Annotated in this window: 26 protein-coding genes; 18 read left to right on the plus strand and 8 right to left on the minus strand. The window is 64.3% G+C overall.

All coding sequences use genetic code 11. The features are described 5' to 3' along the window. Positions 1 to 478: 478 nt before the first annotated feature. From JJC00_RS27050 to JJC00_RS27060, 3 genes are all read right to left on the minus strand, one after another. On the minus strand, positions 479 to 1,873 hold the full coding sequence (locus tag JJC00_RS27050; RefSeq protein ID WP_200468900.1) for a M20/M25/M40 family metallo-hydrolase: 1,395 nt from the start codon (positions 1,871 to 1,873) through the stop codon (positions 479 to 481). Positions 1,874 to 1,898: 25 nt separating this feature from the next. Further along, positions 1,899 to 3,227 (minus strand): glycosyltransferase family 87 protein, encoded by a 1,329-nt coding sequence (locus JJC00_RS27055; RefSeq protein ID WP_200468901.1) that lies wholly within the window; start codon positions 3,225 to 3,227, stop codon positions 1,899 to 1,901. Between the two features lie 144 nt (positions 3,228 to 3,371). Beyond that, positions 3,372 to 4,994: a helicase HerA-like domain-containing protein gene (locus JJC00_RS27060; RefSeq protein WP_200468902.1), complete on the minus strand. Its 1,623-nt coding sequence runs from the start codon at positions 4,992 to 4,994 to the stop codon at positions 3,372 to 3,374. 344 nt (positions 4,995 to 5,338) lie between these two features. On the opposite strand from JJC00_RS27060, the gene JJC00_RS27065 reads away from it, so the two are divergent. The 13 genes from JJC00_RS27065 to meaB all read left to right on the plus strand — a co-directional run bounded on the left by JJC00_RS27065 (position 5,339) and on the right by meaB (position 16,552). Further along, positions 5,339 to 5,704: a DUF2267 domain-containing protein gene (locus tag JJC00_RS27065; protein ID WP_200468903.1), complete on the plus strand. Its 366-nt coding sequence runs from the start codon at positions 5,339 to 5,341 to the stop codon at positions 5,702 to 5,704. Positions 5,705 to 5,728: 24 nt separating this feature from the next. Continuing rightward, on the plus strand, positions 5,729 to 6,136 hold the full coding sequence (locus JJC00_RS27070) for a DUF4332 domain-containing protein (RefSeq protein ID WP_200474255.1): 408 nt from the start codon (positions 5,729 to 5,731) through the stop codon (positions 6,134 to 6,136). 269 nt (positions 6,137 to 6,405) lie between these two features. Then, positions 6,406 to 7,266: a dihydropteroate synthase gene (gene folP, locus JJC00_RS27075; RefSeq protein WP_200468904.1), complete on the plus strand. Its 861-nt coding sequence runs from the start codon at positions 6,406 to 6,408 to the stop codon at positions 7,264 to 7,266. Then, a complete protein-coding gene (gene folB, locus JJC00_RS27080; RefSeq protein ID WP_027533885.1) occupies positions 7,263 to 7,631 on the plus strand; it encodes a dihydroneopterin aldolase in 369 nt (122 codons plus the stop codon). Before folP ends, folB begins: the two co-directional genes overlap by 4 nt. Before the next feature lies 1 nt (position 7,632). Next, on the plus strand, positions 7,633 to 8,124 hold the full coding sequence (folK, locus tag JJC00_RS27085) for a 2-amino-4-hydroxy-6-hydroxymethyldihydropteridine diphosphokinase (protein ID WP_200468905.1): 492 nt from the start codon (positions 7,633 to 7,635) through the stop codon (positions 8,122 to 8,124). An 81-nt stretch (positions 8,125 to 8,205) separates the two neighbouring features. Further along, entirely contained in the window at positions 8,206 to 10,077 is a 1,872-nt protein-coding gene (locus tag JJC00_RS27090) for a methylmalonyl-CoA mutase family protein (RefSeq protein WP_200468906.1), read from the plus strand. After that, entirely contained in the window at positions 10,074 to 10,538 is a 465-nt protein-coding gene (locus tag JJC00_RS27095; protein ID WP_200468907.1) for a GFA family protein, read from the plus strand. Before JJC00_RS27090 ends, JJC00_RS27095 begins: the two co-directional genes overlap by 4 nt. Before the next feature lie 23 nt (positions 10,539 to 10,561). Further along, positions 10,562 to 12,718 carry a methylmalonyl-CoA mutase gene (gene scpA / locus JJC00_RS27100; protein WP_200468908.1) on the plus strand — a complete coding sequence of 719 codons (2,157 nt, stop codon included), beginning with the start codon at positions 10,562 to 10,564 and terminating at the stop codon, positions 12,716 to 12,718. Positions 12,719 to 12,891: 173 nt separating this feature from the next. Then, positions 12,892 to 13,695, plus strand: a complete 804-nt coding sequence (locus JJC00_RS27105; RefSeq protein WP_433996463.1) for an RsiV family protein — start codon at positions 12,892 to 12,894, stop codon at positions 13,693 to 13,695. A 117-nt stretch (positions 13,696 to 13,812) separates the two neighbouring features. Then, positions 13,813 to 14,799 carry a tripartite tricarboxylate transporter substrate binding protein gene (locus tag JJC00_RS27110; RefSeq protein ID WP_200468910.1) on the plus strand — a complete coding sequence of 329 codons (987 nt, stop codon included), beginning with the start codon at positions 13,813 to 13,815 and terminating at the stop codon, positions 14,797 to 14,799. Between the two features lie 85 nt (positions 14,800 to 14,884). Further along, positions 14,885 to 15,199, plus strand: a complete 315-nt coding sequence (locus JJC00_RS27115; RefSeq protein WP_200468911.1) for a nucleotidyltransferase family protein — start codon at positions 14,885 to 14,887, stop codon at positions 15,197 to 15,199. After that, complete coding sequence (locus tag JJC00_RS27120; protein WP_200468912.1) at positions 15,200 to 15,544, plus strand: HepT-like ribonuclease domain-containing protein; 345 nt, start codon at positions 15,200 to 15,202, stop codon at positions 15,542 to 15,544. 21 nt (positions 15,545 to 15,565) lie between these two features. Further along, positions 15,566 to 16,552 carry a methylmalonyl Co-A mutase-associated GTPase MeaB gene (meaB, locus tag JJC00_RS27125; protein WP_200468913.1) on the plus strand — a complete coding sequence of 329 codons (987 nt, stop codon included), beginning with the start codon at positions 15,566 to 15,568 and terminating at the stop codon, positions 16,550 to 16,552. Between the two features lie 65 nt (positions 16,553 to 16,617). On the opposite strand, the gene JJC00_RS27130 is transcribed toward meaB, so the two are convergent. Then, a complete protein-coding gene (locus tag JJC00_RS27130) occupies positions 16,618 to 17,520 on the minus strand; it encodes a haloalkane dehalogenase (RefSeq protein ID WP_200468914.1) in 903 nt (300 codons plus the stop codon). An 88-nt stretch (positions 17,521 to 17,608) separates the two neighbouring features. Here JJC00_RS27130 and JJC00_RS27135 point away from each other — a divergent pair, with 88 nt between their 5' ends. The 4 genes from JJC00_RS27135 to JJC00_RS27150 all read left to right on the plus strand — a co-directional run bounded on the left by JJC00_RS27135 (position 17,609) and on the right by JJC00_RS27150 (position 20,948). Further along, entirely contained in the window at positions 17,609 to 18,214 is a 606-nt protein-coding gene (locus JJC00_RS27135) for a CGNR zinc finger domain-containing protein (protein WP_200468915.1), read from the plus strand. 82 nt (positions 18,215 to 18,296) lie between these two features. Beyond that, positions 18,297 to 18,950 carry a pyroglutamyl-peptidase I gene (locus tag JJC00_RS27140; RefSeq protein ID WP_200468916.1) on the plus strand — a complete coding sequence of 218 codons (654 nt, stop codon included), beginning with the start codon at positions 18,297 to 18,299 and terminating at the stop codon, positions 18,948 to 18,950. A 106-nt stretch (positions 18,951 to 19,056) separates the two neighbouring features. Next, positions 19,057 to 20,427, plus strand: a complete 1,371-nt coding sequence (locus tag JJC00_RS27145; RefSeq protein WP_200468917.1) for a TIGR03808 family TAT-translocated repetitive protein — start codon at positions 19,057 to 19,059, stop codon at positions 20,425 to 20,427. 197 nt (positions 20,428 to 20,624) lie between these two features. Then, positions 20,625 to 20,948: a GIY-YIG nuclease family protein gene (locus tag JJC00_RS27150; RefSeq protein ID WP_200474256.1), complete on the plus strand. Its 324-nt coding sequence runs from the start codon at positions 20,625 to 20,627 to the stop codon at positions 20,946 to 20,948. 106 nt (positions 20,949 to 21,054) lie between these two features. Here the strand turns inward: JJC00_RS27150 and JJC00_RS27155 are convergent, their stop codons facing one another. The 4 genes from JJC00_RS27155 to JJC00_RS27170 all read right to left on the minus strand — a co-directional run bounded on the left by JJC00_RS27155 (position 21,055) and on the right by JJC00_RS27170 (position 25,116). After that, a complete protein-coding gene (locus JJC00_RS27155; protein WP_200468918.1) occupies positions 21,055 to 21,672 on the minus strand; it encodes a TIGR03809 family protein in 618 nt (205 codons plus the stop codon). Positions 21,673 to 22,152: 480 nt separating this feature from the next. After that, entirely contained in the window at positions 22,153 to 23,841 is a 1,689-nt protein-coding gene (locus tag JJC00_RS27160; RefSeq protein ID WP_200468919.1) for a S8 family serine peptidase, read from the minus strand. A 16-nt stretch (positions 23,842 to 23,857) separates the two neighbouring features. Then, entirely contained in the window at positions 23,858 to 24,550 is a 693-nt protein-coding gene (locus tag JJC00_RS27165) for a hypothetical protein (RefSeq protein WP_200468920.1), read from the minus strand. Beyond that, on the minus strand, positions 24,547 to 25,116 hold the full coding sequence (locus tag JJC00_RS27170; RefSeq protein WP_045006487.1) for a sigma-70 family RNA polymerase sigma factor: 570 nt from the start codon (positions 25,114 to 25,116) through the stop codon (positions 24,547 to 24,549). Before JJC00_RS27170 ends, JJC00_RS27165 begins: the two co-directional genes overlap by 4 nt. Before the next feature lie 430 nt (positions 25,117 to 25,546). Between JJC00_RS27170 and JJC00_RS27175 the strand changes: the two genes are divergently transcribed. Beyond that, positions 25,547 to 26,704, plus strand: coding sequence for a GGDEF domain-containing protein (locus JJC00_RS27175; RefSeq protein ID WP_200468921.1), 1,158 nt, complete (start codon positions 25,547 to 25,549; stop codon positions 26,702 to 26,704). Positions 26,705 to 26,753 lie beyond the last annotated feature (49 nt).

Consider the following 26,753-nt stretch of genomic DNA (forward strand, 5'->3'; position numbering starts at 1 on the left):
TCGGCCGATCCGGGTGGACGAACCGATGGATTGCATGGCTTCAAACGCCGCAACGAAGAATGGCCTCGTCCTCTCGAGCCTGCCCGCCGCAAGCGGAATGTTGGTGCTGTCGCTATCACGCGACGACCGAATGTGAGTTTGATCTGGCAAGCAAAACCAGATTGTCAAAACTGGCTCGAACCTGAGATCGCCTGACGACAAGGAGTTATCCGCCCGACCACCAAAGCCTGATGGCGTGCTCGCTCAAGTCAAGGTCAAGCCGCTTCGCGGCGGCCCTACGGGCCGACCTTGACTCGATCTGCGCGCGCCATCCGAAGGGCCCCATGGTCGGGACGAAGAGCTGGCTGCAATCGAACAAAAAGCTGAACTACCACCTTGACACACCAAATCCCCATGTGAGCAATCCAGACTGCGCCCGCTGAGGGATTCTGGATTGCTTCGCTTCGCTCGCAATGACGAGGATAGAGTTTTCGTGCCCCTACTTCACTTCCGCCAGCGCCGCGAGGATCCGCGCCCAGGAGCGGATGCCCTTCTGGAAGCTGCGCAGATCGTACTTCTCGTTCGGCGAGTGGATGTTGTCGTCGTCCAGGCCAAAGCCGACGAGCAGCGAATCCAGCCCAAGCGCGCGCTTGAAATCGGCGACGATCGGGATCGAGGCGCCGGAGCCCATCAGCACGGTCTCCTTGCCCCATTCCTCGGTCAGCGCTTGCCTCGCCGCCGCAAGCGGCTTCATGTTCCAGTCGAGCGCAACGGCGGGTGCGGCGGAATGGTCGCCGAACTCGACCTTGCAGTCGCCGGGAATCCGGGCAGTCACGTAGTCGCGGAAGGCCTTGCGGATCTTCTGGGGATCCTGCCCCTGGACCAGCCGGAACGAGACTTTGGCCGAGGCATGCGACGGGATCACCGTCTTGGAGCCCTCGCCGATATAGCCGCCCCAGATGCCGTTGACGTCGCAGGTCGGACGCGTGGAGGCCTGCTCGACCATCAACCGCCCCTTCTCGCCAGCCGGGATCGACAGACCGACCGGCTTGAGAAACGATTCCGGCGTGAAGTTGAGCTTCTTCCACTGCTCCAGGATCTCCGGCGGCGTGTCCTTCACGCCGTCATAGAAGCCGGGAATGGTGATGCGGTTGTCGTCGTCGAACAGTCCGCCGAGAATCCTGGTCAGCAACCGGATCGGATTCATCGCCGTGCCGCCGAACACGCCGGAATGCAAGTCGCGGCTGGCGGCGGTGATCTTCACCTCTTCATAGAGCAGGCCGCGCAGCGCGGTGGTGATCGCCGGCGTTTCCGGGTCCCACATGCCGGTGTCGCAGACCAGCACGTAGTCGGCTTTGAACTCGTCCTTGTTGGCCTCGACGAACGGCACGAAATTCTTCGAGCCGACCTCCTCCTCGCCTTCGATCAGGAAGGTGACGTCGATCGGCAGCGAGCCCGTGACTTTCTTCCAGGCGCGGCAGGCCTCGACGAAGGTCATCACCTGGCCCTTGTCGTCCTCGGCGCCGCGCGCCACGATGATCTTGCGGCCGTCGGCATGATCGGCGACGGCGGGCTCGAACGGCGGACGGTGCCAGAGCTCGAGCGGATCGACCGGCTGCACGTCGTAATGGCCGTAGAAGATTACATGCGGCCGTCCGCCCGCTTTCACCTTGCCGACGACGGCGGGATGGCCGGCGGTCGGACGCACCTCAGTGGCGACGCCGAGGCTCGCGATGTCCTTGGCCAGATGCTCGGCCGCCGCCTTACAATCCGCGGCATAGGCGGGATCTGCGGAAATCGACTTGATCCGCAACAGCGAGAACAGGCGCTCGAGGCTGTTATCGAAGTCCTTGTCGATGTGGTCGAGCACGGATTGAAGCTGCGCATTGGCCATGGCCGGATGTCCCACTTTTCAAGTCTCAAGATGGTTGTGGTTTTAGCCCCGCCGCGGCGTCGGAGCTAGCCACAACCGGCGGATGCCGGATGTGCCAGGCGAGCGTAACGGCGAGGAGCGCCGTGGCGACGAGGTTGTTGCCCCAGGCCTGGATGGTCTTGGGGAACAGTGGCAGCGACAGCAGCATGAGGATGCCGGCCGCGCCAAGCGCGAGCCAGGTTCCCAGCCGCACATTCGGCCGCACATCGAAGGCCGCCCGATGCATCAGCACCGTCATCGGCAGGAACAGCCACATGAAGTAATATTGTCGCGCCAGTGGCGACGCGACCGTCATCAGGCAGAACAGGATGGCGAGCTCCTCGGCATCCGAGCGCGCCGTTCGCCGCCGCTGTGACGGCATGACCGCGACGAAGCCGAGCCCGAGCAACGCCGATACCGCGATCACGATCCAGTTCGCCGTCTTGTAGTCGACGTCGATGACATTCATCGTCTGCACCGGCTTGCTGGGATCCTCCAGATTGTAGTTGATCGGCCGGACCAGCCGGTGCGTCACCGCGATGATGGACTGGTTGACCCACGACCAGTTCTGCTCGTCGCGCTGGCCAAAACCCTTTTCCGAGCTTGAGCCGATCATGCCCTGGTACCAGGTGTTGAGCTCGGCGGCGTTACGCTCGAAGCCACGGATCGGCGCCGGCACGATGTAGAGCAGGACGCCGATGAAGGCGATCATGCTGGCGACTGCCGCCCATTGCCTCCGCCAAACCAGATAAGGCAGCACCGCGATCGGAAACACCTTGATGGCGGTGGCAAGCGCGAACATGAAGCCTGCGAACCAGGACCGCCGATGCTGCAGGCTCCAGAAGCCGTAGAGCATCATCGCCAACAGAACGAGGTTCGGCTGACCGAGATCGAACATGTCGAACACGAAGGTCACGGTGGCGACCGCCGGCAGCGCTTCGAGCCACGGGCCGGGCTGGCGGTCCGAGCCGGTCATGGCATTGGAGAGAATGCTCGTGTACCACCACGCCACCCCATTCAGGATCGACAGCACGATGTAGAGCGGGATCTTGCCGAACCAGCTCGGGATCGCCAGCAGGATTGCCGGCAGCGGCGGATAGATGAACTCGAACGGGTGATCCATTTCGCTGGGATAGAGCGGGCCGCCATGCAGCACCTGCTGCCCGGCCCAGTACCACAGCGCGTAATCCTTGGTCTTGCCACGGCCGAAAATCTCCGGCCCGAGGACATCGGCCGTGAGGATAAGGCAGCAGAACAGGAAGAGCAGATCGAGCGGCGCGCGCAGCGACAAGGTCCTGAGCGCGCCTGGTTTGTCTGATGAGTTCGATGAGGTCACATTATGTCCAACCGGAAACACATAGCAGGTAGCAGACGGACCGGCACTTGGAGAGCCCCCCTCACCCGAATTTGTACCTGAAAATGCCGCTTCCCGGCCAAGGGAGCGGCGCTGCGGACACCGGCCCGCAACCGGGCGTTCTGCCTACCTTCGCAGCAATCCGCCGAGCGCGCCGCGGACGAGCGCGCGGCCGACCGAGCCGCCGAGTTGGCCGCCGATCGATTTGCCGAGATCGGCCACGACGCCGCCGACCACCTTGCCGGTGACCGTGCGCGTGACGTCGCGCGCGATGCGTTGTCCCGTCGTCAGCCGGTTACGTCCGGTGTTGGTGCCGAAGATGGTGCCGACGATCGAGCCGATCTGGCCGAGGATGCCGCCACCGCCTCCACCCGCCTGGCCATCGGCCGGCGCCGCGGTGCCGGCGATGCGCTTCTGCAGAATTTCATAGGCGGATTCGGAATCGATCGCAGTGTCGTATTTGCCCTTGACCGGGCTCGCATCCATGATCGCCTTGCGCTCCTCCGGGCTGATCGGCCCGATGCGGGCCGATGGCGGGCGGATCAGCACCCGCTCGACCATCGCCGGCGTGCCATTGCCTTCGAGGAACGACACCAGCGCCTCGCCCTTGCCGAGCTCCATGATCACCTTGGCGGTGTCGAGCTTCGGGTTGGGCCGGAAGGTCTGGGCCGCGGCGGCGACCGCCTTCTGGTCGCGCGGGGTGAAGGCGCGCAATGCATGCTGCACCCGGTTGCCCATTTGCCCGAGCACGCGGTCGGGCACGTCGATGGGGTTTTGCGTGACGAAATAGATGCCGACGCCCTTGGAGCGGATCAGGCGGACCACCTGCTCGATCTTGTCCATCAGCGCCTTCGGGGCGTCGTTGAACAACAGATGCGCCTCGTCGAAGAAGAACACCAGCTTGGGCTTGGGAAGGTCGCCGGCCTCGGGCAATTCCTCGAACAGCTCCGACAGCATCCACAGCAGGAATGTCGCGTAAAGCCGCGGGCTCTGCATCAGCTTGTCGGCGACGAGGATGTTGACCATGCCGCGGCCGTCGCGATCGGTCTTCATGAAGTCCTTCAAGGTCAGCGCCGGCTCACCGAAGAATTTTGTGGCGCCCTGGTTCTCCAGCACCAGCAGCTGGCGCTGGATGGTGCCGATGGTGGCTTTGGTGACGTTGCCGAAGCCCTGCGCCGCCTTCCGGATCGGCGCGAGCGGATCCTCGTCCGCATCCGGCCCCTTCTTGCCGCTGTCGGGCACAATGGCATCCAGCAACGCCCGCAGATCCTTCATGTCGATCAAGACGAGGCCGTTGTCGTCGGCGACGCGGAAGGCGACGTTGAGCACGCCCTCCTGCACGTCGTTGAGATCGAGCATGCGCGCCAGCAGCAGCGGCCCCATCTCGGTGATGGTGGCCCGCACCGGATGGCCCTGCTCGCCGAACACATCCCAGAACACCGTCGAGAACTGGTCGGGCTGGAACGTCATTCCCATCTCGGTGGCGCGCTTGACGATGAAGTCCTTTGCCTCCCCGACCTCGGAGATACCGGAGAGGTCGCCCTTGATGTCGGCGGCGAACACCGGAACACCGGCGCGCGCAAATCCTTCCGCCATCACCTGCAGCGTGACCGTCTTGCCCGTTCCGGTCGCGCCGGTGACGAGGCCATGGCGATTGGCGAGCGCCAGCGTCAGCCAGGCCTGCTCGTCTCCCTTGCCGACGAAGATCTTGTCGTCGGTATCGCCGAGCTTATTGTCCTGCGCCGTCATCACTCTCTCTATCGTTAGTTTCGCGTATTGAAACTCGAGCCCGCCTGTTCCGCAGTTTAGCGCATGTCGCGAGCCGATTGAAACCGTTCAAGGCGGCATTGACATGCGACATTGTCGGAAATGACGCGCGCGGCATGCGCCAAAAGTCGGAGCGATACCATTCGCACCGCGGCAATTTTTCACGGATTTCTTCTTTGATCTTGCATCGCTGCAACACTTTGCGCACCATCGAGACTGAATTGGACGTTGCGTGCGTTCATCGCTTGTATTTCACATCGCACCGGATCAAGATCATTCCTCGAAAATAATCTCCGGCATGTGAACCGGCTGAGGGGCAGGCCCATATGGACGAGCTGATCGGACGGCTGGCAGCAAACGCCAGCATAGATAGTGCTGTGGCTGAAAAGACCGTCGGCATCATCCTGAATTTCCTCCGCAGCGAAGGTCCTTCCGACATCGTGCAGGCCCTGATCGACCAGATCCCTGGTGCAGAAGGGGCGATCGAAGCGTCCAAGAGCGGCGGTGGACTGTCGCGGCTGATGGGCGGCGGCCTGATGGCCGTCGGCACCCGCCTGATGGGCCTGGGGCTTGGCATGTCCGATATCCAGACCATTGCCCGTGAACTTTTTCGCTTCGGTCGAGACAAAATCGGAGCGGATCAGATGGGCAAGATCATCGCAGGCACGCCGGGCCTCAGCCAGTTCGCCTGAGCGACGCATTTCATATTGAGCATCATGACATATTCGATCTCCGAGATTGAGGGCCTGCCGGCCTTTGCCGCCAACAAGTTGAAGGCGCAGGGAATCCGCACCACCGACGCGCTGCTGGAAGCCGCGAGCACCGCCAAGGGCCGCAAGGCGCTCTCGGCCCGGACCGGCATCAGCGAGCAACTGTTGCTGGAGTGGGCCAACGTCTCCGACTACATGCGCATTCCCGGCATGGGCCGGGCCAAGGTCGGACTGGTCCGCGCCGCCGGCGTCACCACGGTGCGCGAGCTCTCTTATCGGAATCCGGCAAGATTGGCGCAGAGCATGCGCGAGGCGAACGATCGGAAAAAGCTCGTCCGCATCCTTCCTTCCGAGAAGTCGGTCGGCGACATCATCGCCAAGGCCAAGAAGCTGTCGCCGAAGATTACGTATTAGGGCGGCTCTCTCGGCAGCCTGTTGCGGTCTTGCGAGCCCAACGCCAGGTCTCGTGTCCCGGACGCGCTGCAACGCCCTTAGCGTTGCTGCGCAGAGCCGGGACCCATTCCATGCAAACAGTTCGGCAAGATGGGCCCCGGCTCAGCAGCGCACCGCTGAAGAAGCGCTGCGCTGCGTCCGGGGCACGAGTACCCGTAGCCCGGACGCGCCGGAATAACGGCCTCCATCCCATCTTGACTCCCCCTCCCCGACCGCGCAAAGCCACGCGCATGAATGCCTCGCCCTCCCCATCCGTCCCGCCGGCCGGCTCGGCCGGGCTAGATGTGCTGCGGACGCTCGTGGGCCGGCCTCTGCCGGCGGTGATGGGCGTGCTCAACGTGACGCCCGACTCCTTTTCCGATGGCGGCGACTTCATCGCGCCGGACCAGGCGCTGGCACGGGCGCGGGCGATGATCGAGGCCGGCGTCGACATCATCGATATCGGCGCCGAATCCACCCGGCCCTACAAGGGCGCCCAGCCGGTGACAGTGGCGGACGAGCTGGCCCGGCTGAGGCCGGTGCTATCAGGCATCGTCGCGCTCGGGCTCCCCGTCTCGATCGACAGCATGAAGGCGGAGGTTGTGGCCTTCGCGCTCGACCAGGGGGTGGCCATCGCCAACGACGTCTGGGGATTGCAGCGCGACGCCGATATGGCGCCGCTGGTCGCCGCAAGAGGCGTCCCCGTCATCGTCATGCACAACCGCGACAGCGTCGATTCCGCCATCGACATCGTCGCGGACATGAAAGCATTCTTCCTGCGCTCGCTCGACATCGCCGCCAAGGCCGGCATCGCACGCGACAAGATCGTGCTGGATCCCGGCATCGGCTTCGGCAAGACCGCCGAGCAGAGCATGATCGCGCTGGCGCGGCTGCGCGAGCTCGACATGTTCGGCCTGCCGGTGCTGGTCGGCGCCTCGCGCAAGCGTTTCATCGCCTCGGTCTCGCCGTCGGACCCGAAGGAGCGGCTCGCCGGCTCGATCGCCGCGCATCTGATCGCCGTGCAGAAGGGCGCGAAAATGATCCGGACCCATGACGTCGCCGAGACCTTGCAGGCCCTGCGGGTCGCCAACGCAATCGAGAGCAAGCAATGACCGATACGATCTTCGTGACCGGCCTGTCGATCCATGCACGCCATGGCGTGATGGATCACGAAACCGAAGTCGGGCAGCGCTTCGTCATCGACCTCGAGCTCTACACCGATTTGTCGGAGCCGTCGCGCAGCGATCGCCTCGCCGATACCGTCTCCTATGCCGACGTGGTGGCGACCACGACGGCCGCGTTCAAGAACACCAATTACAAGCTGCTGGAACGCGCGGCGGGTGCAGTCGCCGACGCGATCCTGTCGCACTTTCCGCGCATCCGTGCCGTGAAGATCACCGTGCACAAGCCGCATGCGCCGATCGCCGCGATCTTCGACGACGTCGGCATCATGCTGACCCGCTCGCGGCATCCCTGACATGGCGAGCGTGCTGATCGCACTCGGCGGCAATGTCGGCGATGTCCGCGCGACATTCCGCAAGGCGATCGCCCATATCTGCGGCATGGCGCAAGCCGCCTTGATCGCGCGTTCGTCGGACTACATCACGCCGCCCTGGGGCGACGAGGACCAGGATCCCTTCATCAATGCCTGCGTCGAGATCGAGACCGATCTCGATCCGCACGCGCTCTTGTTCGTCATGCAGAAAGTCGAGCAGAAATTCGGCCGCACGCGCGACAAGGATCGGCGCTGGGGTCCCCGCACGCTCGATCTCGACATGATCGCCTATGACGATGTGTCGTTTCAGAAGCCCGATCTGACCCTGCCGCATCCGCGGCTGTTCGAGCGCGCCTTCGTGCTGGTGCCGCTGGCCGAAATCGCGCCCGACCGCGTGATCTCGGGCATCCGTGTGCGTGACGGCCTCACCAGCGTCTCGACGCAAGGCATTGAGCGGCTTTCGGATACCGGCTAACCAAAAACAACCGTTTGCAGGGACGGCCGGCCGTGGCAATTTCGCCTGCGAATAGCGAGACGTTTGGGAGCCCTGAGCCGTATGACCTCCGTGACTGACGATCTGCCGCTGGCGGCCGATTTTCCCAAGGCGACGGACGCGGACTGGCGCAAGCTGGTCGACGGTGTGCTCAAGGGCGCGCCGTTCGAGAAGCTGGTCGGCAAGACCTATGACGGCCTCAAGATCGAGCCGCTCTATCCACGCGCCAAGGGCGTTGCGCCTGTGGTGGGACGGCCGGCGGCCGCGCCATGGCAGATCATGCAGCGGATCGATCATCCCGATGCGGGTGCTGCGAACGCGCAGGCCTTGCAGGACCTTGAGAACGGAGCGACGGGCCTCGCGCTGGTGTTCGCCGGCGGCAATGGCAGCCATGGCTTCGGCCTGGAACCGACGGCCGATGCGATCGCGAAAGTGTTGAAGGATATTCACCTCGATGCCGGCATCGGAATCGAGCTTCAGGTCGGCCCACAATCGCGGATGGCCGCGATCCACATCGCCGAATATGTGAAGAGCAACGGCATCGATCCCGCAGCGTGCAACATCCGCTTCGGGCTCGATCCGCTGGCCGCCTGCGCCGTATGGGGAAACAGCCCCTACAGCTGGGAAGAGATCGTTCCCACCGTCACCGGTGGCATCAAGGGTCTCGCCGGCCTGGGTTTCAAGGGGCCGTTTGCTTCCGCCGATGGACGCGTGATCCACGATGCCGGTGGCTCCGAGGCGCAGGAGCTTGCTTTCGTGCTCGCCTGCGGCATCGCCTATCTACGCGCGATCGAAAGTGCCGGCGTTCCGCTGGAGCAGGCGCAGGACATGGTCTATGCGCGGCTTTCCGCGGATGCCGACCAATTCCTGACCATGGCAAAATTCCGTGCGCTGCGGCTGCTCTGGGCACGCGTCGAGACGGCGTGCGGCTTGACACCAAAACCGCTGTTCATCGCCGCCGATACGGCCTGGCGCATGCTGACGCAGCGTGACCCTTACGTGAACATGCTGCGCGCGACCATCGCGACATTCGCGGCCGGACTTGCCGGCGCCGATGCCATCACCGTGCTGCCGCATACGCTCGCGCTTGGGCTGCCCGATCCGTTCGCGCGGCGCGTGGCGCGCAACACGCAGCTCCTGCTGCTCGAGGAAAGCAACCTCGCCAAGGTCAGCGATCCCGCGGCCGGTTCCGGTGGCATCGAGACGCTGACGGCGCAGCTCTGCGAGGCCGCCTGGGCACTGTTCCAGGAGAGCGAAAAAGCCGGCGGCGCCTTCGCGGCGCTTCAGCAGGGCCTGTTCCAGGGCAAGGTCGCTGCGGCGCGAAAGAGGCGCGACGCCAACATCGCAAAACGCCGCGACGTGCTGACGGGCGCCAGCGAGTTTCCGAACCTGCATGAGAGGGAAACGGCGGTGCTCGACGCGACCCCGATAGCGGTCGCGCCTTATGGCGAGGCAAAGTACAAGTTCGACGCGCTTACCCCGATCCGGCTTGCGCAACCCTTTGAAGCGCTGCGCGATAAATCCGATCAGGCGTTGAAGGCGCGCGGCGCGCGGCCCAGCATATTCCTGGCCAATCTCGGCACGCCCGCCGATTTCACGGCACGTGCGACATTCGCAAAAAGCTTCTTCGAGGCCGGCGGCATCCAGGCCATCGACAGCGAGGGTTTTGCCGATCCCACCCAACTCGCTGTCGCCTTCCAGGCCTCAGGCGCGGCGCTCGCCTGCCTTTGTTCCAGCGACAAGGTCTATGCGGAACACGGCGAAGCCGCGGCGAACGCCCTGCAAACCGCGGGCGCGCGACATATCTATCTGGCAGGCCGGCCGGCTGAGGCCGAGGCGGCCCTCGGTGCGGCCGGCGTCACGGGCTTCGTCTTCGCCGGCGGCGACGCACTTGCGACGTTGCAAGAAGCCTATCGACGGATGGAGCAGGCATGACCGAATCGAGCAAATCCGTTCTCACCGGCGGCTGCCAATGCGGCGCAGTGCGCTTTGCGATTTCGGCAGCGCCGAACAAGATTTCGATCTGCCATTGCCGGATGTGCCAGAAGGCGAGCGGCGCGCCATTCGCATCCTTCGCCGACATCAACCGCGCCGATTTCGCCTGGACCAAGGGCGAGCCGTCGTTCTTCCGCTCCTCCTCGATCGCCGATCGCGGCTATTGCGCCGCCTGCGGCACGCCGCTCAGCTTCGGCCGCATCGACGGCGACCGGATCGAGATCATGACCGGCGCTTTCGACCGGCCGGACCACGTGGTGCCGACACGGCAATATGGCACCGAGTCCCGCCTCGGCTGGGTGGTCGGCATCGCCAATCTGCCGAGCCAGACCACGCAGCAGAATTACGGACCGGAGAAGATGGCGACCATCGTCAGCCATCAGCATCCGGATCATGATTGAGCGCCTATGATATGGTTGAAGCCATGAGCCGCATTCCAAACTTTGCAGACATTGCCTTCGAGCGGGCCGCAACCAACGCACCATCAGTCAGCGCCGAACCGTGGCTGACGCCCGAGGGCATTCTGGTGCAGCCCGCTTATGGCGAGGCCGATCTTGCCGGGCTCGATTTCCTCGATACCTATCCGGGCATCGCACCGTTCCTGCGCGGCCCCTACCCGACCATGTATGTCAACCAACCCTGGACGGTCAGGCAATATGCCGGCTTCTCCACGGCGGAGGATTCCAACGCGTTCTATCGCCGCAATCTCGCGGCGGGTCAGAAGGGCCTCTCGGTCGCGTTCGATCTCGCCACCCATCGCGGCTATGACAGCGATCATCCGCGCGTCGGCGGCGACGTCGGCATGGCCGGTGTGGCGATCGACTCCATCTACGACATGCGCACGCTGTTTGCCGGCATTCCGCTCGACCAGATGAGCGTGTCCATGACCATGAACGGCGCGGTGCTGCCGATCCTCGCGCTCTATGTCGCTGCCGCCGGCGAGCAGGGCGTCGCACCGGAGAAGCTATCGGGCACCATTCAGAACGACATTCTGAAAGAGTTCATGGTGCGCAACACGTATATCTATCCGCCCGCGCCCTCGATGCGGATCATCTCGGACATCTTCGCCTATACGTCGCAGAAGATGCCGAAATACAATTCGATCTCAATCTCCGGCTATCACATGCAGGAGGCCGGCGCGACGCAGGATCTCGAGCTCGCTTATACGCTCGCTGACGGCGTCGAATATCTGCGCGCCGGTCTTGCCGCAGGTCTCGACGTCGACCGCTTCGCGCCGCGCCTGTCGTTCTTCTGGGCGATCGGCATGAACTTCTTCATGGAAGTCGCCAAGCTGCGCGCCGCGCGCCTGCTCTGGGCGAAGCTCTTGAAGCCGTTCAATCCGAAGGACCCGCGCTCGCTGTCGCTGCGCACGCATTCGCAGACCTCCGGGTGGTCGCTGACCGCGCAGGACGTCTTCAACAACGTCATGCGCACGACGGTGGAGGCGATGGCGGCGACACAAGGCCACACCCAGTCGCTGCACACCAACGCGCTCGACGAGGCGCTCGCCTTGCCGACCGACTTCTCGGCCCGCATCGCGCGCAACACTCAGCTGTTCCTGCAGCAGGAGAGCGGCACCACCCGCATCATCGATCCCTGGGGCGGCTCGTATTATGTCGAGCGGCTCACGCGTGACCTCGCCGCCAAGGCGTGGGGCCACATCCAGGAGGTCGAAGAGCTCGGCGGCATGGCCAAGGCGATCGAGGCTGGCGTGCCAAAACTGCGCATCGAAGAGGCCTCGGCCAAGACCCAGGCACGCATCGACGCCGGCAAGCAGGCGGTGATCGGCGTCAACAAGTACAAGCCGACTGATGAGGCTCCGATCGACATCCTGAAGGTCGACAACACCAATGTCCGGCGCTTGCAGATCGACAAGCTGGCGCGGCTGAAATCCGAGCGCAGCCAGAAAGATGTCGATGCCGCGCTTGCCGCGTTGACGCGCTCGGCCGGCGAAGGCAACGGCAATCTGCTCGCGCTCGCGATCGACGCGGCACGGGCGAAGGCAACCGTCGGCGAGATTTCGGACGCGATGGAAAAGGTGTTCGGCCGGCACCGCGCCGAGATCAAATCCATCACCGGCGTCTACAAGCGGGAGGCGTCCAGCATGGGCAACCAGGTCGAGAAGGTTCAGGCGCTGATCGATGCCTTCGAGGAGGCGGAAGGCCGCCGCCCGCGCATCCTGGTCGCCAAGATCGGCCAGGACGGCCATGATCGCGGCCAGAAGGTGATTGCCTCCGCTTTCGCCGATATCGGCTTCGATGTCGACATCGGGCCGCTGTTCGCGACCGCCGACGAAGCCGCGCGCCAGGCCGTCGAGAACGACGTCCACATCCTCGGCGTCTCCTCGCTCGCCGCCGCCCATCTCACCGCGGTGCCGGAATTGAAGGCTGCGCTGAAAAAGCAGGGCCGCGAGGACATCATGATCATCGTCGGCGGCGTCGTGCCGCCGCAGGATTACGACGCACTCTATGCGGCCGGCGCGGAAGCGATCTTCCCGCCGGGCACCGTGATCGCGGACGCAGCAGAAGAGCTGATCCGCAAGCTCAATGCCCGGCTCGGACATAGCGAGGCGGCGGAGTAAGTCCGCCGCCCCTGGGCTCTCCGCATCAAACCGGCGGTCGGGCTGCTGCGACCAATCTTCACGAACCGGTCGTTCGCGGAGCGCGTTCTGCGCCGGTTCATCTTGCGATCATTACGCTCACGCCGATGTCCGAACGACGACAGCGGTCGGATGCAAAATTGATGGATATTGAAGTGACATATCATCGTGCAAATGTGCGGGCGGGATTGCTCGCGAGCCTTTCTGCCATCGCGGCGATCGTCCTGGCCTCCCCCGCTCTCGCCGCTGACCCCAAGCCAGACGCCGCTATCAAGAACAAGAACATCGAGGAGCGTGTCTTCCTCGACGACAAAATCAAGGCTGATGCGTCACTCGCGGCCGATTGCCTTGCCGAGGGCAAGAAGTGGCTCGACAAGAACGCCGCCGACGCCGCCGCCTCGCGCAAGGAGGACCCGCAGTTCTTCAGGGACGGCGGCTGGAATTTCGAGCGCAAATATTCGATCCGCTCGGTGGTTGCCGACCGCTATGTCAGCGTCCTGCGCGACGACTACATGGACACCCATGGCGCCCATCCCAATTCGGACGTGAACACGGTCCTGTGGGACAAGTCCGAGAGCAAGCGCATCTCGATCCGCCCGTTCTTCGCCGAGACCGCCGACAATGGCGCGACCATGAAGGCGCTGGTGAAGGCCGTGATCGCCTCGCTCAGAATCGAGAAGAAGAAGCGCGACAGCAGCGAGACCGCGACCGAGGAATGGTTCAAGGGCGTGGAGCCGAGCCTGCTCAAGATCGGCGCCGCGACGCTCGCGCCGTCGACCGAAACAGGCAAGAGCTCCGGCCTCACCTTCCACTACCCGCCCTATGCGGTCGGCCCCTACGCCGAGGGCCAATATGTCGCATTCGTGCCGTGGGAGACGTTGAAGCCCTATCTCACGCCGGAGGGGGCGCGCATCTTCGGCGGCGCGCGGCCAAAGGGCGACGCTGACGAGCAGCAATAGGTTCCAACGGAACGTTGCTCACGGCGCCGTTGGGCGGCCGCTTGCGACATCTATGCAAAGCCGCGTAGCATGTTGCATTGACAAGCCCGATTCCCGAGGGCCCCGCCGGAATCATTGATGCCAAGGATCACGCGCCGCATTTTCGCGGCCTCCTCTGTGGCTGCCGCCACGTCCGCCCTCCTTTCACCTGCACGCGCGCAAGCCTATCCGGCGCGGCCGGTGACCTTGATCGTGCCTTGGGGGGCGGGCGGCGGCACGGATGCGACCGCACGCATCGTCGCGACGCTGCTGGAGAAGGAGCTCGGCCAGCCGTTCAATGTCGTCAACCGCACCGGCGGCTCCGGCGCCGTCGGCCATGCCGAGATCGCAGCCGCAGCGCCGGACGGCTACACGATCGGCACGCTGACCGTGGAAATCGCGATGCTGCATTGGCAAGCCCTGACGCATCTGACGCCCGCGGATTTCACGCCACTGGCGCTAGTGAACGAAGACCCGCCGGGCATTCAGGTGTCCACGTCCTCGCCATACAAGACGGCGAAGGAGCTCATGGATGCCATCAAGCTGGCGGCGCCGGGACGATTCCAGGCCTCAGGCACCGGACAAGGCGGCATCTGGCATCTCGCCCTCGTCGGCTGGATGCAGGCGATGGGATTGCCGGCCAACCAAGTCGCTTGGTCAGCGTCAAATGGCGCAGCACCGGCGATGCACGACCTGGTCGCGGGCAGCCTCGATCTCACCACCTGCTCGGTGCCGGAGGCGCGCGCCACCATCGAGGCCGGCCAGGCCCGGAGCCTTGCGATCATGGCGCATGCGCGCAATCCGATCTTCCCCGACGTCCCGACGCTGAAAGAGGCGCTCGGCGTCGATTATTCCACCAGCTCATGGCGCGGCATCGGCGGGCCGCGAGGCTTGCCTCCGGAGATCGCCGCCACGCTGACCGTGGCCTTGAAGAAGGTGTACGACTCTTCCGCGTTCAAGGACTTCATGACCGGACGCGGTTTTGGCACCGTCTGGCGCGATGCCGGGCAGTTCGAAACCTTCATGGACCAGGCGGATCGCCAGATGGGTCAGGCCATGAAGGCGGCCGGTTTTGCCAAGGCGTGATGAGGTTTCGTGCTGAACCCAGAACCCGCGGCAACAGGCTCTAACGGCGCTGGGCTGGTTGACGCCCCTATGCTAATGTTTGCCTATGACTGATGTCGTAGACATTTCACTCCAGACGCTCGTCGGGAAGCTTAGGGAGCTTGCACCCGCCCTGAGGGCTTCGGGCATCAAGCGCCTGTACCTGTTTGGATCCCGTGCGCGCGGCGACGCACGGCCCGATAGCGATCTGGACATCTTGGTCGAGACGACTTCACGCGAGGAATCACCGCGGTTTGACTATTTCAAAGCTCTCCACCTGATTGAAGACCATCTCGGCCTTCAGGTGCAAATATCGATGCGAGATTTGCTGAAACCGCGCATGGCAGAGCGGATCGCGGATGACCTGATCGAGGTCTTCTGAATGCCGCCGACCGTGGAAGACCGGCTGCGGGATATTCTGGATGCCATCACTGACATCGAAAATGCCGTGCGGGATTTCACGTTGGATCAATTTGTCGCCGAGAAGACGACCCGGCTGGCAATCGAACGTCTTCTCGAGATCATCTGCGAAGCGTCGAGATTCATCCCCGATGATCTAAAGCGGGCCGAGCCAGAGATCGACTGGCGCAAGATGATCGACTTCGGAAACCTGCTGCGTCATGCCTATCACATGACGAAGGCCGAGATCGTTTGGGACATCGTTCAAATCCACCTTCCACCATTGAAATCTTGTGCTGAGAGACACATTCGCATGTCGGGTCGCTAGCGGCTGGACGCGAAGATCGTAATGACCAATAGCAAGTCCATCGACATCACCTCCCTCGCCCGCGACTTGCGCGCAGGCCATCGCGCGGCGCTGGCGCGGGCCATCACGCTGGTCGAGAGCCGGCGTAGCGACCATCAAGCGCTGGCGCGTGAGCTGGTGCAGATGCTGCTGCCCGACACCGGCAAGGCGGTTCGCGTCGGCATTACCGGCTCGCCTGGCGTCGGCAAATCCACCACGATTGATGCGCTCGGGACCTATCTGATCGAGCAGGGCAACAAGGTCTCGGTGCTCGCGGTCGATCCGTCCTCGGCGCGCAGCGGCGGCTCGATCCTCGGCGACAAGACGCGGATGGCACAGCTCGCGGCGTCCGACGACGCCTTCATCCGCCCTTCGCCGTCGTCAGGCACGCTCGGCGGCGTCGCTGCCAAGACCCGCGAGGCGATGTTGCTGTGCGAGGCCGCCGGCTTCGACGTCGTGCTGGTCGAGACCGTCGGCATCGGTCAGTCCGAGACCGCGGTCTGCGACATGACCGACTTCTTTCTTGCTCTGATGCTGCCGGGCGGCGGCGATGAATTGCAAGGCATCAAGAAAGGCCTGGTCGAGCTCGCCGACATGATCGCGATCAACAAGGCCGACGGCGACAATCTCAAGCGCGCCAACATCACCGCCGCCGACTATCGTGGCGCGCTACATATTCTGGCGCCGAGGTCCGAGCACTGGCACCCGCCTGTCGTCACCTATTCGGCGCTGGCCGGCACCGGCATCGCCGAGCTCTGGCAGAAGGTCCTCGAACACCGCACGGCGATGAACGCGTCCGGCGAGTTCGCGGCGCGCCGGCGCGACCAGCAGGTGAAATGGATGTGGTCGATGCTGGAGCAGCGCATGCTGGCGCGGCTGCGCAGCGAGGCACCTGTGCGAAGCAAGGTGAAGAAGATCGAGGCGGAGGTTGCCGACGGCCGCCTCGCGCCGGCGCTTGCCGCTGAGGAGATCATGAAGCTCCTGCATTGAGGCCGCCGGCAGGGGAGAGGTGAAGCGAAGTCCGAGTTCGCGATCCAGCTCAATTTCGCGATGACCTAACTGATCTGCCCGGCCAGTACCTTCGAGACGAAGCGCGCGGTCGCCTCGCCGACCTCCTGAGGCGCCTCCTCCTGCAGGAAGTGCGACCCCTTCACCAGGACGGTCTCTTGATTGGGCCAGGCCCTGCAGAACTCGCGCTGTGCGCCGATCAGGAAGCCCGCCGGCTCGGCATCGATGAACAGTTTCGGGATCCGGTTCTTCGCCATCCAATCCGCATAGGCCTCGACGATCGCGACCACATCGGCAGGCTCGCCCTCAATCGGCAATTCGCGCGTCCAGGTCAGCATCGGCTGGCGGCTCGGACCGGGATTGCGGAAATAGCGGCGATAGACCTCCAGCGCCTCCGGCGCGATGTGGCGCAGCGGCAGGAGATATTCGATGAACAGGTTCTTCTGCAAGATCAGGTCTTCGCCTTGCGGACTCCGTTGGCCCTGGAAGAAAGCGCGCGTCGCGTCGGGCCATTCGTCCCAGGAGCGGAACGGCCGGACGATGCCTTCCATGTAGACGATCGCCTTGACCCGCTCCGGGTGGCGATGGGCCCAGTGAAAACCGAGCGCCGCGCCCCAGTCGTGTACGACAAGGATGACATTCTCAGTCAGACCCAGCGCATCGAACCAGGCATCGAGATAGCGCCGGTGATCGACGAAGCGATAGGAGCCGTTCGGCGCCGCGCCCGAATTGCCCATGCCGACGAGGTCGGGCGCAAGGCACCGGCCATAGGGCAGGAGATGGGGAATGATGTTCCGCCAGAGATAGGACGGCGTCGGAACGCCGTGCAGGAACACGATGGGGTCTCCCGCGCCGACATCGACGTAGGCCATCTGGGTATCCAGCACCTCGATGTACTTCCGGTAGGAGACTTCCTCGGTCGAGATCGGGGGATGGTTGACGTGCAACATGGTGAAACTCCGCTCTCTCGTTGGACACCAGTAAAATACGAATGCTGGTGTCTTGAGTCAACCAGCAAAAGCGATTAAATGGTGTTCCATGTCGAAGGAATCGCGCAAGTTCCATGTGCCGGACGCGCTGGCGAATCTCTACGATTTCGCCAACACGCTGGATCTGCGGCACTTCACCCATCACGGTATCCAGCATCAGCAGGCGGACGAGCTGCACAATCTCGCCGCGCTCGGCGAGTGGATGCGCCAGCATGGGCTGATCGAACGTGCCGCTGCGCCATCGCAGAAGACCTTCGAGGCGGCCTTGCGGCTGCGCGCCGCGGTCCGCGACTACCTCAAATGCGAGCCGGCGGAGCGCCATCGCAAACCGGCCGTCATCGGCCCCCTCAACGCCGCGATGGAGGCGTTTGCACTGCGTGTCGCCACCATCGGCAAGGATGGTTTTGCACTCAGGCCGGTGACGAGCGATGCGCAAGCGGGCCTGTCGGCGATCGTCGCCGAATTGTACGACGCGGCCTCGGCCGGCACGCTCGGGCGGCTGAAGATGTGCGCCGCCGACGAGTGCCAGCGGGTGTTTTTCGATCGCTCGAAGCCCGGCACGCGGCGCTGGTGCCAATCCACCTTGTGCGGCAACCGGGAAAAGACGCGGACCTACCGCGAGCGCCACAGGCACGATCCCGCATCGGAGGTCTGACGACCCGCGAGCTTGGAAGGCGGCTGATCCCAGTGTTTACTGAATGCCAGCGTGCCCGACAGGATCGAGAGGATCACATCCATTGTCCGATAAGCTCCGCATTCTCCTCACCGGATTCGGCCCGTTTCCCGGGGCTCCGCATAATCCGACCCAGCCGCTGGTCGCGCGATTGACGCAACTGCGCCGGCCGGCGCTCGATGATGTCGAGCTATCGCGCCACATCTTTCCGGTGACCTACGCCGCGGTCGACCGGCAATTGCCGGAGGTGCTCGCGAAAGTGAAGCCGGATGCGCTTTTGATGTTCGGCCTCGCCGCGCGCACGCCGTACCTGCGCATCGAGAGCCGCGCGCGTAACGCCGTCACCATGCTCTGGCCCGACGCCGCCAACACCCGCTCGAGCAAGCGCGGCATCGCCGGTCATGCCGACGCCATGACGTTCGGCCCGCACACGGCAAGACTGCTGCGCGCCGCGCGGCTCACCGGCATCGATGCGCGGCCCTCGCGCGATGCCGGCGCCTATCTCTGCAACTATCTGAGCTGGCGCGCGATCGAGAACGTCAGGGGGGGCGGGCCACGGCTTGCGGCGTTCATCCACATTCCCCTGCTTGCGCGCAGCGGCGCGGTGCGGCGCAAGGGCGCCCCGCGCATCACGCTGGAGGAGCTGGTGGATGCGGGGGAAGCGATGCTGATGGAGATGGTGGGTTTGGCAAGGAAGGGGCGCACACCGGCTGCGTAAACATTTAACCCTACCGCCAACAATCCCCATCCCACCGCCCGCCCTGCCCCATTTCTGCGCTACCTAATCTCCGCGGACAGCTCCCGCGTCCGCCGAAGGGCGCGCCATGGACCTCAATCGCCGTCATCTCATCGGAGCTTCGACCGCCGGCATTGCCGGCGCGCTCGCGATGCCTGTCGACGCCGCTCGCGGGGCGCCGCTGACGTCGCTGCTCGGCCGCGATGCGACCCAATATGGCGTGCGGCCAGGCGTAGCCGAGGATCAGACGCGCGCGCTCCAGCGCGCGATCGACGAGGCCTCGCGCGCGCAGATGCCGCTTGCGCTTCCGCCCGGAATCTACCGAACCGGCCTGCTGCGGCTGCCGAACGGCGCGCAATTGATCGGCGTGCGCGGCGCGACCAAGCTTGTCTTCACCGGCGGGGCTTCGGCGATCCAGAGCGACGGATCGGACTCGATTGGGCTGACCGGCCTCACCTTCGACGGCGGCGGCATTCCGCTGCCGACGCGGCGCGGACTGATCCACGTCCTCGGCGGCCGCGACGTCCGTATCGCCGATTGCGAGGTCACCGGCTCCGGCGGCAGCGGCATCTGGCTCGAGCAGGTGTCCGGCGACATCTCCGGCAATATCTTCACCAACATCGCCGTGACAGCGGTGGTCTCGTTCGACGCCAGGGGCCTCGGCGTGTCCCGCAACACCATTCTCGGCACCAACGACAACGGCATCGAGATCCTGCGCACCGCCATCGGCGACGACGGCACGCTGGTCGCTGACAACCGCATCGAGGACATCAAGGCCGGCCCCGGCGGCTCCGGCCAGTACGGCAACGCCATCAACGCCTTCCGGGCCGGCAACGTGATCGTGCGCGGCAATCGCATCAAAAACTGCGACTACTCCGCCGTGCGCGGCAACTCGGCCTCGAACATCCACATATCAGGCAACAGCGTCAGCGACGTGCGCGAGGTCGCGCTCTATTCCGAGTTCGCGTTCGAGGCCGCGGTGATCGTCAACAACACCGTGGATGGCGCCGCCGTCGGCGTCTCCGTCTGCAATTTCAACGAAGGCGGCCGCATCGCGGTGGTCCAGGGCAACATCATCCGCAATTTGATCCCGAAGCGGCCGATCGGCACCGCGCCCGATGACGATGCCGGCGTCGGCATCTATGTCGAGGCCGATACCTCGGTAACCGGCAATGTGATCGAGAACGCGCCATCCTACGGCATCGTCGCCGGCTGGGGCAAATATCTGCGCGACGTCGTGATCGCGGGCAATGTGATCCGCAAGGCGCTGGCCGGCGTCGGCGTCTCCGTGGTGCCGGGCGCGGGCACCGCACTCATCAACAACAACATGATCTCGGAAACTCCTCGCGGCGCCGTGGTCGGCCTCGATCACGCGCGGGCCGTGACAGCGGACCTGTCAGCGGACGGCGCCCAACGCTTTGCGCAGGTCGTGGTCGGCGGCAATGCGGTGCGGCAGTAGGTGCGCGGTTGGCAGACGGGCCGTTCATCCTTCGAGGCTCCCCATGGGACGCGTTGCGTCCCATGCCTCGCACCTCAGGATGACGGAAGATCCTGAGGTTGTCGCATCAAAGATTGACAACCAGAACTCCGCCGCCATCCTTAGGTGCGAGCCGGGCGGTGCGCAGCACCGTCCGGGGAGCCTCGAAGGATGATGTTGTGGGCGTCTATGTCTACATGCTGCGATGCGCAGATGGCTCCTTTTACATCGGAAGTGCCACCGGCGAGGACACGTCCAAGCGGGTCGATAAGCACAATGCCGGCGCCTATCCGGGATATACTTATTCGAGGCGTCCAGTCGTCCTGGTTTGGTCCGAATATTTCGACCGGATCACGGATGGCATCGCGGCCGAGCGACAGCTGAAGGGCTGGAGCCGCGCAAAGAAGGAAGCGCTCATTCGATCGGATTGGAAATCGGTGAGCCAGCTTGCGCAACGGCGGGCGGGAGTGCCGAGGGCCAAGAAGTGTCGTGCGGCGGGCTAATGGGCCGTTCATCCTTCGAGGCTCTCCATGGGACGCGTTGCGTCCCATGCTTCGCACCTCAGGATGACGGGTTGGAGAGGTCCGGCGAACCTCTAAAGCGTTGGCCCTAGAACGTATTCCGCAGCAGCGGGTACTTCGCCTCGATGCCGTCGAGGCTGAAGGTGAATTCGACCACGCGCTCGGGGGCCGCGACGATTTCGGCGGCGGGCGGCGAGAAGGTCTGCAGAAACGAGGCGATCGACGCCACTGGCGCAGTCGGAGCGGCCGGCGCAATCGGTGCCTCGACGATTTCGGCAAGCACATCCAGCTTGGGCTCGAGCCTGACCGGAATGGCGGTCTCGGGCGCGATGTGCACGGCCTTGGGCTGCACGGCCTTGGGCTGCAAGGTCTGAGACTGCAAGGTCTGGGGCTGCAACGTCTGGGGCTGCACGGTCTGGGCCTGCTCGCGCGGAAACACGCGCGGCATCGTCGCCGGCGACCAGCCGAATGCGGAGGTTACGCTCGCGGCAGCCGCGGCGACGTCCCCGCCATTGGCAAGGGCGCGCCAGGTCTGGACCGCGCGCTTGGCTTCCTGAATGTTTTCGAGGAATGCGAGCTCGGAGTGATAGCGGCGCCAGCGTCCGGTCTCGAACATTTCGGAGAGATGTTCCAGCCGCTGTTCGGCGAGAGCGCACCAGCGTGCTGCAAGCTCGCGGCTTCCAGCCGCGCTATGGCGATGAGTCATAAATCAGCCCGTCAGGAGAGAATACGGACGCGACGCAACGCACACGAATCAATTTAGGCGCGACATGAATATTTTGTGGAAAAGTTTTGACTTGTCCAGCAACGACACCGCTGTCGTCACAAAAGACCGTACTCGTGCGGAGCTTTCAGGGCTTTTCGAGTCAAGCTCCGCACAAGCATAGCGGGCTTGCCACGTGCCGTTGCCGAGTCATCACGACGATCGCGCCCATGGGCTCAACCGCAAGCTGATCTCGCATCACGCCTCAAGAAATCGGACGCCCCAAAAGAAAAGACCCGTCCGGGGGGACAACCGGACGGGTCGAGCCATATGGGCGCTTGGGGTGGATGGGCGCTCGCGCCTGATATGACTGATGGGGAGGGATAACCGCTCCCACATAATTTGGTCGTGGCAGCTGGCTGAATGTTCAAAGCGGGGTTCGATTTTTTAACCTTTGGCCGACGCGTAAAGTTGTCGCGGGGGCTAGCGCGCCGCCGGCCTATCCGCCTGAGAAACCGTGGATTTATCGCCCGCGCTCGACAGCGAGGGTTGTTCGATCGCGCGGAGATTGGGGTCGTCGCGATGCCTCTCGGCATCTTCACGTTTAGTTGTACCGGACGCAGCTGCGACCGGCGTCGTGCTGTCGACCGGAACGGCCATGACCGCGGCAAACGCATCGGGCTCACCGTCGCCGAACAGATCATCACGCCCGGGTGAACCGAGATCGCGCGCGGTCTTCGACAGCGTCATGCGCAGCGCTTCCGGCTTCAGGGAATAGTTGCGCTCGAGCAGCAATGCCGCGACGCCGGAGACATAGGCTGCCGAGAACGAGGTGCCCGACGTCATCTGGTATTTGCCATCCGGCGCCGGCAGGAAGATGTCGACGCCGGGCGCCGCCAGCGCGATGTAGTTGCCGCGGTTGGACGCGGTGAACAGCTTGTCCTGCTGGTCGGTCGCACTGACCGCGATCACGTTGGGATTGGCGGCGGGATAAAGCGGCGGCGATTTGTCACCGGCATTGCCGGCGGCCGCGATCAGCACCAGGCCGCGCGCGGCAGTTGCCGCGATCGCACGCTCGATCACCGCGTCCTTTGGACCGGCAAAGCTCATATTGACGATCTGGGCGCCGTGCTCGGCGGCGTAATTGAGTGAGCGCAGAATGATGTAGGACGAGCTCTCGGCGCTGCCGGTGGTGCCGCCGAAGGCCCTGATAGCGATGATGCGCGCTTCCGGCGCGCTGCCCATCAGCTTCGCATGCGCCACGATGACCCCCGCAATGCCGGTGCCGTGGATATGGGGGCCCTCGCTGCTACCGAGCGCGTCGAAATTGTCGGCGATCGAGTTGGCGAGCTCGGGGTGCCTGGCGTCGACGCCGGAATCGATCACGGCAACCGTGACATTGGCGCCGTGGGCCAGCGTGTGCGCCTGCGGCAGGCGCAGCTTCGACAGCGCGTATTGCGCCGGATCACCCTCGGCCGGCGCCGTCGGCTTCTGGTCCTGAAGCACGTAGCGGAAGTTCGGCTGGAGCGAACGCACGCTGCCGTCGGCGGCAAATTCACGCCGCACCGTCTCGTACGGCCGACCGTCGGCGATGCGGAACAAACCGACCGTGGCCCCGATCAGCGGAAAGTTTTCCGACGAGACGCGCGCCAAACCGTGGCGCCGCGCGAGTTCGTCAGCCTCGGTCAGCGACAGCGCACTGTCGATCTCGGCCACGAACTCGTTGGCGAAGCTTCGCAGATTGACAGCGACCGGCGTGTTGTTGCCCCGCCCCTTGCCGGCGCTCTTCTTGGCCGATTTGCCGGAACCGTCGCCGCCTCCGTTCGGCTGTGCCAGGCACTCGCCGTCGGCGTCGCGATAGGCAGCCGTGCAGGCCGGATAGAGGTTCGGCGAGTAGCGCGCATAAGGCAGCACCGGCGTCGAACCGATCCGCGTCGTGGAGATATGCGGGATGGCGGGGGTGACCCGAGGGCCGTGGTCGACGCTCATCACCCTGGCCGCGATACTCGGAGAGATCGTCGGCGTCCGCGAGGGAACGCTGATGGTCGGCGTGCGCATGATCGCCTGGGCGTGCGCCACCTCGATACCGAGACAGGCGGCGAGCAGGAGCGCGGCTCCGACCGACGAAGCATGGGCCCCGGCTCGCAACTGCCTCTCGGACTTGCGCGTCATTGGTGCAGGGGCGCGCTTAAGGCGCCGCCACGGCGAGGTTGACGAACTTCTCGCGCTGCATCCTGCCGAGCAGCGAGGTGAGTTCGTCCTGGCTCATCGCCTTGTCGAACTGCAGGCGGAACATGCCGCCCTTGGCATCGCCGATGATCGAGGCCTGGTAGCTGTCGAGCAGCGCCGTGATGTCGGCGACGCGCGCCTCGGGGGTGAAGCGCACCAGCGCCCGCGAAGGAGCAGCCGCCCCGAGCTCGCGCGTGATCGGCGCACCGGTCGAGAGCGATGCGGTCTGGAAGGTCGAAGTCTGGGTCTTCATCAGCACCGCGCCGATGATGCCGGCCTGGAGCAGCAACGCGATAGCGCCAAGGCTCGCCGACCAGGCGAGCGTGCGCGGCGACAGACTCGCGAAGAAGGTGGCAACGCGCGCCGACAACGGCAGCGAACTGCTCGCCCGCGCCGGCTCAGCGTCAATCGCGGCGAACAGCTTCTGCATCGCGCGCGCCGACGGAGCGCCCAGGCTTTCGTTCAGGTGAATGGTCTCTTCGTATTCGCCGCGGATCGCCGCATATTGCTTCGCGAGCGCCGGATCGCTGGCGAGCGCTTCCTCGACGCGGCGGGCATCGCGCGCGTTCAGCGTGCCGGCAGCATGCCACGGCAGCAGCAGTTCGATCTCACTGGGCTCTCGCTCCAGCATCTTCTTGCTCAATGCCATCATGGCCAGCCTCGCTCAATGCCGGCTGCCTTCAGCAGTTCGGCCAATTTCTTGCGCGCATAGAACAAGCGCGTCTTCACAGTGTTCTCGGGAATGCCAACGATTTCGGCCACTTCTTCCACGGACTTCTCGTGGTAGTAGACGAGATCGACGATTTCCCGATGGTCGGGCGAGAGGCCCGTCAGACACTCCCGCAACGCTTCACTGGTATCTTTCTTCTGAACCGCCGTTTCTGGATTGTCGGACGAATCCTCGATCGCATTGGCGGCCTCGTCGTCCAATTCAAAATCCTTTCGGCGCCGAAGCGCAGACAGGGCTTTGAATCGGGTGATTGCCAGCAGCCAGGTGGAAACGGCGGATCGGCCCTCGAACTTGCCGGCTTGACGCCAGACGTCGAGAAACACCTCGCTGATGAGGTCTTCCGCCGTCTGCTCGTCCCGCACGAGCCTAAGCCCGAACCGATACACCCTGACATGGTGCCGCCCGTACAGCACCTGCATGGCGAGCCGGTCGCCTTGGGCGATCCTGGCGATAAGGACCTCGTCCGTAGCCGCCTGTGTCACGCTCAAAGGCCGTCTCGCAAAGTTTGTCGGGTCGATGCGGGGGACGGTTCGACGGGAGGGGTAAAATTCTTCAATTTACCGCACTCACACGGGGATCTGTGTGATCTACCCCATATACGCGCAATTTCCTTGTCCCACCCGTTGCAGTCAGCCGTGCCTCTCCAAAACAGTAACATAATACGGAAACACTTTCGGATTTGCCGTGAGCCATGCGGCCCGGTCAAGCCTGCGGCATAACACGGCGCTGTGCACTTATGTCGCGCGAGGCCGGCTTTGGTCCGCGATATCGCCTGCGATGCCTAACTGGCCGCAAAATTTCCGCGCTGCACAACGTCCCGCATCCACACCCCTGTCCCCGGATTCGGTGCAAAAGGATACCAAACCTAAAGGCTTGCCACGTAGGTTTTTTCGGCTGACATCCACCATTGGCGGAACCATGAGCACGGCCGCGACGTCCTTTCCGGAGAGGAATGCCGCAGAGGTCGTGGATCTCGTCCTCATGCCCGAGGCGGCCGCGCCCGAGGTGCTGGCGCGGCGGATCCGGCAGCGCCGGCAGATGTATATCGGCCAGGTCGCCAGCTACTCCCTCGGCGCCTCGGTCGTGCTGCTCTACGCCTATGACGGCGCCGTTCACATGAACGTTCCGTCGCTGTTCTGGGTCGGCGGCCTCCTGATCATCGGCATCTTCGTCGTGATGTCGGAGGCTGGCGTCGGCGACAGGCACAACGACCACTATCTCACGGTCTTCCAGATCTCGGCGCACATGGCGCTGCAATTCGTGTTCCTGGTGTCCGTGCCGACGATCGGGATCGCCTTCATCAGCGTGCTGTTCCTGATCTTCGCATTCGGCACGCTACGCATGACCTCGGCCCAGGCGATGCTGACCTGGGCGATCGCGACCATCGCGCTCGCGGCCGTGTTCCTCGGCTCCGACCTGCCGATCGGCATGCCGGTCGCGACGCGGCTGCAGCGGACAGCCTCGATGCTGTGCTTCGTGCTGGTGATCGGCCAGTGCGCCTTCCTCGGCCTGTTCGGCGCCACGCTGCGCAAGATCCTGTACCGACGCAGCATCGAGCTAAAGGCCGCCTATCGGCGCATCGAGGAGCTTGCCGAGCTCGACGAGCTGACCGGCTCCTACAACCGCCGCTGCATCATGCGGCTTCTCGACGCAGAGATGGAAAAATCGCGGCAGGCGGCCGCTCCTTGCGCCATCGCGCTGATCGACCTCGATTGGTTCAAGCGCATCAACGACGGCCACGGCCATCCCGTCGGCGACGAGGTGTTGCGGACCTTTGCCATCGCCATCTTCGCCAACATCCGGCCAGACGATCGTTTCGGCCGCTATGGCGGCGAGGAATTTCTGCTGCTGCTGCCCGGCACCGCAAGCGAGGCCGCATCGCGCATGCTCGATCGGCTGCGCAGCATCGTCGCCGAGCTCGACTGGAGCGCATTCTCGCCCGGTATGAGCGTGACGATTTCCGCCGGCGTCGTGACGCTGCGGGACAATGATACTGCCGACACGTTTCTCGCGCGCGCCGACAGCGCACTCTATTCCGCCAAGGCACAAGGCCGCAACCGCATTGCTACGAGCTGACCGATCCATTTGCTGCCGGCGCGTGAGAATACGCCGCCGGACCGAACGC

Origin of the sequence: Bradyrhizobium diazoefficiens (assembly GCF_016616885.1) — a bacterium.
In the GTDB taxonomy this organism is placed as follows: domain Bacteria; phylum Pseudomonadota; class Alphaproteobacteria; order Rhizobiales; family Xanthobacteraceae; genus Bradyrhizobium; species Bradyrhizobium diazoefficiens_F.